Raw genomic sequence first — 7,062 nt, 5'->3', positions numbered from 1 at the left:
CACCGTGTCGGTGACCTTGCCCTTGAAGTACAGGACGGCGCCGAAGGGGTTGTCGTGGGTGTTCTTCTCGATGCCGGTGGTGCGGACGGTGTGTCCGCCGAAGTCGAGCACGATCCGGGAGCGGCCGAAGGTGTGCCGTTTGACGAACAGCAGGTCGCTGTGCGCTTCGACGCGGTGGACGTACGGGTCGTTGACCATCGCGTCCAGCGCGGCGTCGGCGGGGACCTTGTCGTCCAGGATGCCGAACCGGCGGAAGTCCATCACCCCGTCGTGCACCTGGATCCAGCGACCCTCGCGCCGGGGCGAGGGGTCGGCCAGCACGGTGCCGCCGTTGACCGGCAGGGTCGAGCGCGGTTCCCAGCGCACCACCATGCCGCCGCCGTCGCCCGCGGCGTGGTAGCCGGCGACCACGACGATGGTGTTCGCGGCCAGTCGGCGGGTCTCCAGCCGCAGCAGCGCGGCGACGGTGGCGACACCGGTGGGCACGTTGCCGTCCGCGTGTCGATCGTCGGAGGACGAGGACGCCGACGTGGCGGCGCCGGCCGTACCCGTCGTGGCGGCGCCGGCCAGGAGCAGGCCGCCCAGGCCGCCCGCGGCGAGCAGGCGGCGACGGGAGGACGCGGGCGCGGGAGCCTGCGTCGTGACGGCGGTGGAAGTTTCGGGGGACGTGCTCATCGGGACCTCGGCCTTCGGCGGCAGGGGGGTGAGGATGCTTCCCGTGACACGTGCCGATGCGGCGTTCCCAACCGGTGGGAAACGCGCGGCGGATGGCTTGGGGTGGGCGGCTCGGCCCGCTGACGGACCGTCGACCCCAGGGCCGGAAACCGGGCACGATTCGTGGCAGCGAACGTGCGGGCCCTGATGAGTCAAGGAACGTAGACCCGCCCGATGATCCCGGTCAAGGCCCTGTGGCCGACTTTCATCGTCCGTGATCGGAGGAACACGATGGGGTCGCAACGGATCGTCCCGTCTCGACCCCATCGGTCCGATTGTTCACCGGCGTGTTTCAGCCGGCGTCGATCTCACCTTCGCCACTCTCCGTGCTGCCCAGCTCGCGGCTGACCCGCAGCGCGCCGGCCCGGACCTGGCGGCCCAGTTCCTGGAACCGCCAGCCGGGCAGGTCGAGCTTGAGGCCGGTGATGCTGATCGCGCCCACGCACAGGTCCCGGTGGTCGCGGACCGGGCTGCCGATGCAGAAGATCCCGTCCGCGTCCTCCTCGTCGTCCAGCGCGTAGCCGGTCTGCCGGATGTCGCGCAGGTGCGCGAGCAGGGTCGCGGTGTCGGTGATCGTGTGCGACGTGCGCCGGGGCAGGCCCGAGCGCTCGATCACCGCACGCGCCTCGACCTCCGGCAGTGCGGACAGGATGGCCTTGCCCAGTCCGGTGCAGTGCGGCAGCTCGCGCACGCCCATCCGCAGATCCAGGCGCACCCGCTGCTCTATGCCGACCTGGTCCACCACCACCGCGAGCCCTCCCTCGGGCACCGCGAAGCGCGCGGCCATGCCGGTCTCCCTGGTCAGTTCGGCCAGCACCGGCCGGGCCACGTCGCGCAGGGACACCTGCGACTGGGCCCGATCGCCGAGCCGGGCCAGGCCCATCCCGAGCCGGTAGCGCCGATTCATCCCTTCCCCGTCGTCCGAGACGAGGCCGTAGCCGCGCAGGGTCTGGAGCAGTCCGAAGGTGGCGCTCTTGGAGATCCCGCAGGCCTGACCGACCTCGGTGACGCTCATGCCGTCCCCCGGACCACGTGTGGAGAGCACCTCGAGGATGTCCGCGGCCCGGGCGACGGACTTCACCCAGTACTTCGACTCCTCGACATTCTCGTTAACGCTGTTCGACATAGCAGAACACTTTACCGGTCCAGACCTCTTGACTGGTTTGTACATCCAAATGTAAAGTCTGGGACTGTTCGGTCCTGCCGAACAGTGTTCAGAAAACACGGTGTAGAGAACATGCAACACCTGCGACGCGTGCCGAAGGCGGATGGCGCCGGCGATCCACGGCCTGGCAGGGCCGCGGATCCGAACGGTCACGAACGACGCAAGGAGCCCACCGATGAGTGTCGGCACAGCCGCCACCGACTCCCTACCCGCCCGAGCCCTTCGGGTCATCCCGGGCGGGGTGAACAGCGGTCAGCGCCGGATCCCGGGTCTGACCGAGCTGGTCGTCACCGACACCAGCGGCGCGACCTTCACCGACGCCGAGGGTCGCGTCTTCACCGACTACCACTCCGCGTTCGGCCCGCCGCTGCTGGGCCACAACGACCCGGACGTGCAGCGCGCGGTGAACGAGGCGGCGAGCCGGCTGGACCTGACCGGTGTGGCCGTCACCGAGGGCGAGGTCACCCTCGCCGAGACCCTGGTCGAGTTGGTCCCCTCCGTCGAGAAGGTGCTGCTCACCAGCACCGGCAGCGAGGCCACCTTCCACGCACTGCGGGTCGCCCGCGCGGTCACCGGCCGCCGACTGATCGTCAAGTTCCAGGGTTGCTACCACGGTTGGCACGACTCGGTCAGCCTGAACGTGATCTCCTCGCCCGAGGCGGTCGGCGCACACGACCCGATCTCCACCGGCATCCTGCCCGAGGTGCTCGAAGCCACCCTGGTCCTGCCGTTCAACGACCCGGCCGCGGTGCGCACCGCGTTCGCCGAGCACGGCAAGGACATCGCCGCGGTGATCCTGGAGCCGATCCCGCACAACGTCGGCTGCCTGCTGCCCGACCCCGAGTTCCTCACCACGCTGCGCGAACAGTGCACCGCACACGGCTCGGTGCTGGTCTTCGACGAGGTGATCACCGGCTTCCGGCACGACCTCGGCGGCTACCAGAAGATCGCCGGCATCACGCCCGACCTCACCACGTTCGGCAAGGCCATCGCCAACGGCGCCCCGGTCGGCGCGCTCGGCGGCCGGGCCGACCTGATGGACCAGTTCAGCACCCTTCCCGGCGCCCCGGCGTTCTTCGCGGGCACCTACAACGGCCACCCGTGGGTGGTCGCCGCCGCCCTGGAGACGCTGCGCAAGCTGCGCGAGGAACCGGTGCACGAGCACGTGTTCCGGCTCGGCGACCGGGTCCGCACCGGCCTGACCGAGATGTACACCCGGCTGGGCATCCCGGCCGTGGTCACCGGCTACGGCTCGGTATTCGTCACCTACTTCATGTCCGGCGGCGTCCCGCGCAGCTACGACGACCTGCTCGCCAACGACGCCGGCCTGTTCATCGGCTACCGCCGCAGGCTTTTGGAGCACGGCGTGTTCGAGCTGCCGCTCAACCTCAAGCGCAGTCACATCTCGTACGCGCACACCGACGCGGACGTGGACCACCTGATCGCCGCGACCGAACTGGCCGTGCAGGACGCGATCAAGGACGGCGGGATCAGCGAGTTGGCCGGCACGTCCACCATGGGCGGCGCGAACGAAGGGACGGCGCGCTGATGTTGATCGTCGACCGCACCCGACCCACCGGCCCGGCCGGCCGGATCACCCACGTCGAGACACTGCTTCTGGGCACCGCGTGGCGCGACTTCGGCTATGTGCGCGTGCACACCGACCAGGGCCTGTCCGGCGTCGGTGAGATCACCCACCCGTACCGGGTCGCCGAGACCGCCGCGCTGGCCCAGGCGCTGGCGAACCGGCATCTGATCGGTGCCGACCCGTTCGACACCGAGGAACTGTGGCTGCGGCTCTACCAGGGCGACTTCCTGCGCGGCGGCGACATCGGCGGGATCGCGCTGTCCGGCTTCGACCAGGCCATGCACGACCTGATGGGCAAGGCGCTCGGCGTACCGGTGTACCGCCTCACCGGCGGCGCCTGCCGCGACCGGGTCCGGGTGTACGCCAACGGCTGGTACAACGGCGAGCGCGAGCCCGACGTGTTCGCGGCCAAGGCCAAGGAGACCGTGGCCAAGGGCTACTCGGCGCTGAAGTTCGACCCGTTCGGGGCCGGCCTGCACGAGCTCTCGCGGGCCGAACTGCGGCAGTCCGTCGAACTGGTCGGCGCGGTGCGCGAGGCGATCGGGCCGGACGTGGACCTGTTCATCGAGGGCCACGCCAGGTTCGCGATGACCACCGCGTCGGCGCTGCTGCGGGCCCTGGAACCGTTCGACATCGGCTGGCTCGAGGAGCCGATGCCGTGGACGCACATCGAGCGCTACGCGGAGCTGCGCGCCCGTGCGCCGTTCCCCATCTCCGGCGGCGAGCACTTCCACAACCGCTACGAGTACAAGCAGTTGTTCGCCACGAACGCCGTGGACATCATCCAGCCGGACCTGTCCATGGCGGGTGGCCTCACCGAGGTGCGCAAGCTGGCCGCGATCGCCGACACGCACGGCATGATGGTCGCCCCACACAACTCCAACTCGCCGCTGTGCACCACGGTTTCCGTGCACGCCTCGCTCGGGATCACCAACTTCAAGATCCTGGAGACGTTCGACGGGCTGCTGGAGCCGTTCGTCTTCGACGCGGTACGCGGCACGTTGCCGGTGACCGCCGACGGACACGTGGGGATCCCGACCGCGCCGGGCTTCGGTGTCGAGTTGGACGACGACGTGTTCGCCGAGCACCCGCCCACCCACCGGTTCTGGAACATGTTCTCGGACGGCTGGGAGAAGAGGAACCGCACGTGAGCTCCCGGCGCTCGGGCATCGTCGACGTCCATTCCCATCTCTTCCGTCAGTGCTGCGACTTCGACGACGCGTTCAAGGCCGAGTCGGCCCGCGCACACGACGGCGAGGTCGACCTGACCGTGCGCTGGGCCGACTACGCGGCATCCAGCCCGGCGAACACCCGCACCATCGTGGTCGGCGGCAAGGCCCGGCGCAGCGGCCTGTGGGTCGAGGACAAGGCGGTCGCCGAATACGTGGCCGCGCAGCCGGATCGGCTGATCGGCTACCTGTCCATCGACCCGACGCAGGTCGGGTGGCAGGACGAACTACGTTTCGGGCACCAGGAGTTGGGCCTTCGCGGGATCAAGCTGATGCCGATGTACGCGGGTTTCGACCCGGGTGATCCGCAGTACGACCCGTTGTTCGCCTATGCCGAGGCCAACGGCCTGCCGATCCTGGTGCACACCGGGACCACGTTCGTCTCGGCGGCGCCGATCGCCTACGCGCAGCCCAGGTTGCTGGATCCGGTCGCCATCCGCCATCCCGAGCTGCGGATGGTGCTCGCCCATCTGGGCCACCCGTTCGAGGGCGAGTGCATCGCGGTGATCCGTAAGCACCCGCACCTGTACGCGGACGTCAGCGCGCTGCACTACCGCCCGTTCCAGCTGTGGCACAGCCTGCGGCTGGCCCAGGACTACGGCGTGCTGCACAAGCTGCTGTTCGGCAGCGACTACCCGTTCACCACGGTGGACGCGTCGGTGGCGGGTCTGCGTGCGGTGGCCGCGGTGCCGGGCATTCCCGGTCTGCCGCCGCTGGATCAAGACGCGGTCGAAGAGCTGATCTTCCGCGACGCGCTGCCGCTGTTGGGGTTGTCGTGACCGGCACCTCGGCGCCCGGCGGGCGGGGCACCGCACCGGCCGGTGGGCTCGGCGCGACCTTCGCGCTGACCGATCGCACGGCCCTGGTCACCGGCGCCGCCGGCGGCCTGGGCCGGGCGTTCGCGGTCGCCCTCGCGGCAGCGGGTGCCGACGTCGTGCTCACCGATCGGCCGGGCGTGGATCTGACCGCGACGAGCGCCCTGGTCGAGGCCACCGGTCGGACGTCGTGGATCCGGCCGTTCGACCTGGCCGATACCGCCGGGTTGGCCGGCTACGTGGACGAACTGCGGGCTGACGTCGGACCGCTGCACATCCTGGTCAACAACGCGGGCACGGCCGCCCTGGAGCGGTTCAACGAGGTGACCGTGGCGAGTTGGCGCCGGGTGCTCGCGGTCAACCTGGACGCGGTCTTCTTCCTGTCCCAGCGGATCGCCGAGCACATGATCGCGGACCGCGTGCCGGGCCGGATCATCGCGGTGACCTCGAAGAACGCCCACGTGGCCGAGGCCGGGCTGGCCCACTACAACGCCTCCAAGGCGGGGGTGGACCTGCTGGTACAGAGTCTGGCGGTCGAACTGGCCCCGCACGACATCACCGTCAACGCGGTGGCCCCGGGCATGGTCGAGACACCCATCGACGGCGAATTCCCGCTCGATCGCGAGCCGTTCGAGGCCGCCTACCGCGAGCGCATCCCGCTCGGCCGGTACGCCGACCCGAACGAGTGCGCGGGCGCCGTGGTCTTCCTCGCCTCGCCCGCCGCGTCCTATGTGACCGGCACCCGGATCGTCGTGGACGGCGGGGTGCTGGCCGACCAGATGCCCCGGATGCGCTACATGCCGCCGTACCGCAACTCGCTCTGATTCACCGGCGCGGGCGGGCCGCTCCGCTTCCCGAGCGACCCGCCCGCCCCGCATCCCCCTTCGTGCACGGATCGAGAAAGTGAGCGGGACCCCCATGTCCTCACTCGGTTCTTCCCCTTCGTCGTCCCGCCGCCGGTTGTTGGCCGCGGGTGGATTGGGCGGGCTGCTGCTCGCCGGCACGGCGGCCGCGGGTACCGCTTCGGCCTCCCCCGACGACGACCGCGACGGCGGGCGCCGCGAACCCTCCGGCAGCGTGCCGACGATCGCCGCGCTGCTGGACCTGGAAACCCGCCGGCTGCCGGCGAACACGATGGTCCTCGTGGCCGGCTATCACGCGCCGGGCGACGGCGGCGGCATGGTGGTGCGCTGGGAACCGCGCTCGAAGCTGCCGGTCAACGGCGGCACCGTGCTCGCGCTCGGCTCACCCAAGCGCGAGGGTCGCTGGATCCAGGTGCACGACGGGGTGATGGACTTCCGCCGGTTCGGCATCCTGGACGACAAGGTCCCCGCCGACGCCGCGCTGGACGCGATGGTCAACGACCCGTACGTCCACCGCGTCGAAGCGCACAGCGACCTGCTGTTCGTCAAACGGCACACCTTCGGCCGCTCCCGGATCGTGCTCGACTTCGGCGGACACACCGTCCGCACCACCGGCATCGAGAAGAACACCCACGACAACCCCTTCGGCGCCGTCCTGTACTTCAAGGGCAAGGTCACCGACACGGTG

General features: G+C 70.2%; 5 protein-coding genes and 2 pseudogenes. 5 read left to right on the top strand and 2 right to left on the bottom strand.

Annotated features, from left to right (window positions below; translation table 11 throughout):
* Both A3IC_RS70855 and A3IC_RS0111955 read right to left on the bottom strand, forming a co-directional pair.
* Positions 1–675 (bottom strand): annotated as a pseudogene (locus tag A3IC_RS70855) (peptidase C14); the annotation flags it as partial.
* Positions 676–1,006: 331 nt separating this feature from the next.
* Positions 1,007–1,840, bottom strand: a complete 834-nt coding sequence (locus tag A3IC_RS0111955; RefSeq protein ID WP_026218162.1) for an IclR family transcriptional regulator — start codon at positions 1,838–1,840, stop codon at positions 1,007–1,009.
* Positions 1,841–2,054: 214 nt separating this feature from the next.
* Between A3IC_RS0111955 and A3IC_RS0111950 the strand changes: the two genes are divergently transcribed.
* From A3IC_RS0111950 to A3IC_RS70850, 5 genes and pseudogenes are all read left to right on the top strand, one after another.
* Complete coding sequence (locus tag A3IC_RS0111950; protein WP_020550286.1) at positions 2,055–3,428, top strand: aspartate aminotransferase family protein; 1,374 nt, start codon at positions 2,055–2,057, stop codon at positions 3,426–3,428.
* Positions 3,428–4,618, top strand: a complete 1,191-nt coding sequence (locus A3IC_RS0111945) for a mandelate racemase/muconate lactonizing enzyme family protein (protein ID WP_020550285.1) — start codon at positions 3,428–3,430, stop codon at positions 4,616–4,618. Before A3IC_RS0111950 ends, A3IC_RS0111945 begins: the two co-directional genes overlap by 1 nt.
* The gene (locus tag A3IC_RS0111940) at positions 4,615–5,475 is read left to right on the top strand and encodes an amidohydrolase family protein (protein ID WP_020550284.1); all 861 of its coding nucleotides are present in this window, start codon (positions 4,615–4,617) and stop codon (positions 5,473–5,475) included. Before A3IC_RS0111945 ends, A3IC_RS0111940 begins: the two co-directional genes overlap by 4 nt.
* Positions 5,472–6,335, top strand: coding sequence for an SDR family NAD(P)-dependent oxidoreductase (locus A3IC_RS0111935; protein ID WP_020550283.1), 864 nt, complete (start codon positions 5,472–5,474; stop codon positions 6,333–6,335). Before A3IC_RS0111940 ends, A3IC_RS0111935 begins: the two co-directional genes overlap by 4 nt.
* A gap of 79 nt (positions 6,336–6,414) precedes the next feature.
* A pseudogene (locus A3IC_RS70850) lies at positions 6,415–7,062 on the top strand (peptidase C14); the annotation flags it as partial.

The sequence above is a fragment of the Embleya scabrispora DSM 41855 genome (assembly GCF_000372745.1).
Lineage (GTDB): Bacteria > Actinomycetota > Actinomycetes > Streptomycetales > Streptomycetaceae > Embleya > Embleya scabrispora.
Note: the sequence above shows the minus strand (reverse complement) of the source record. Positions and strands in the feature narration are given on the sequence as shown.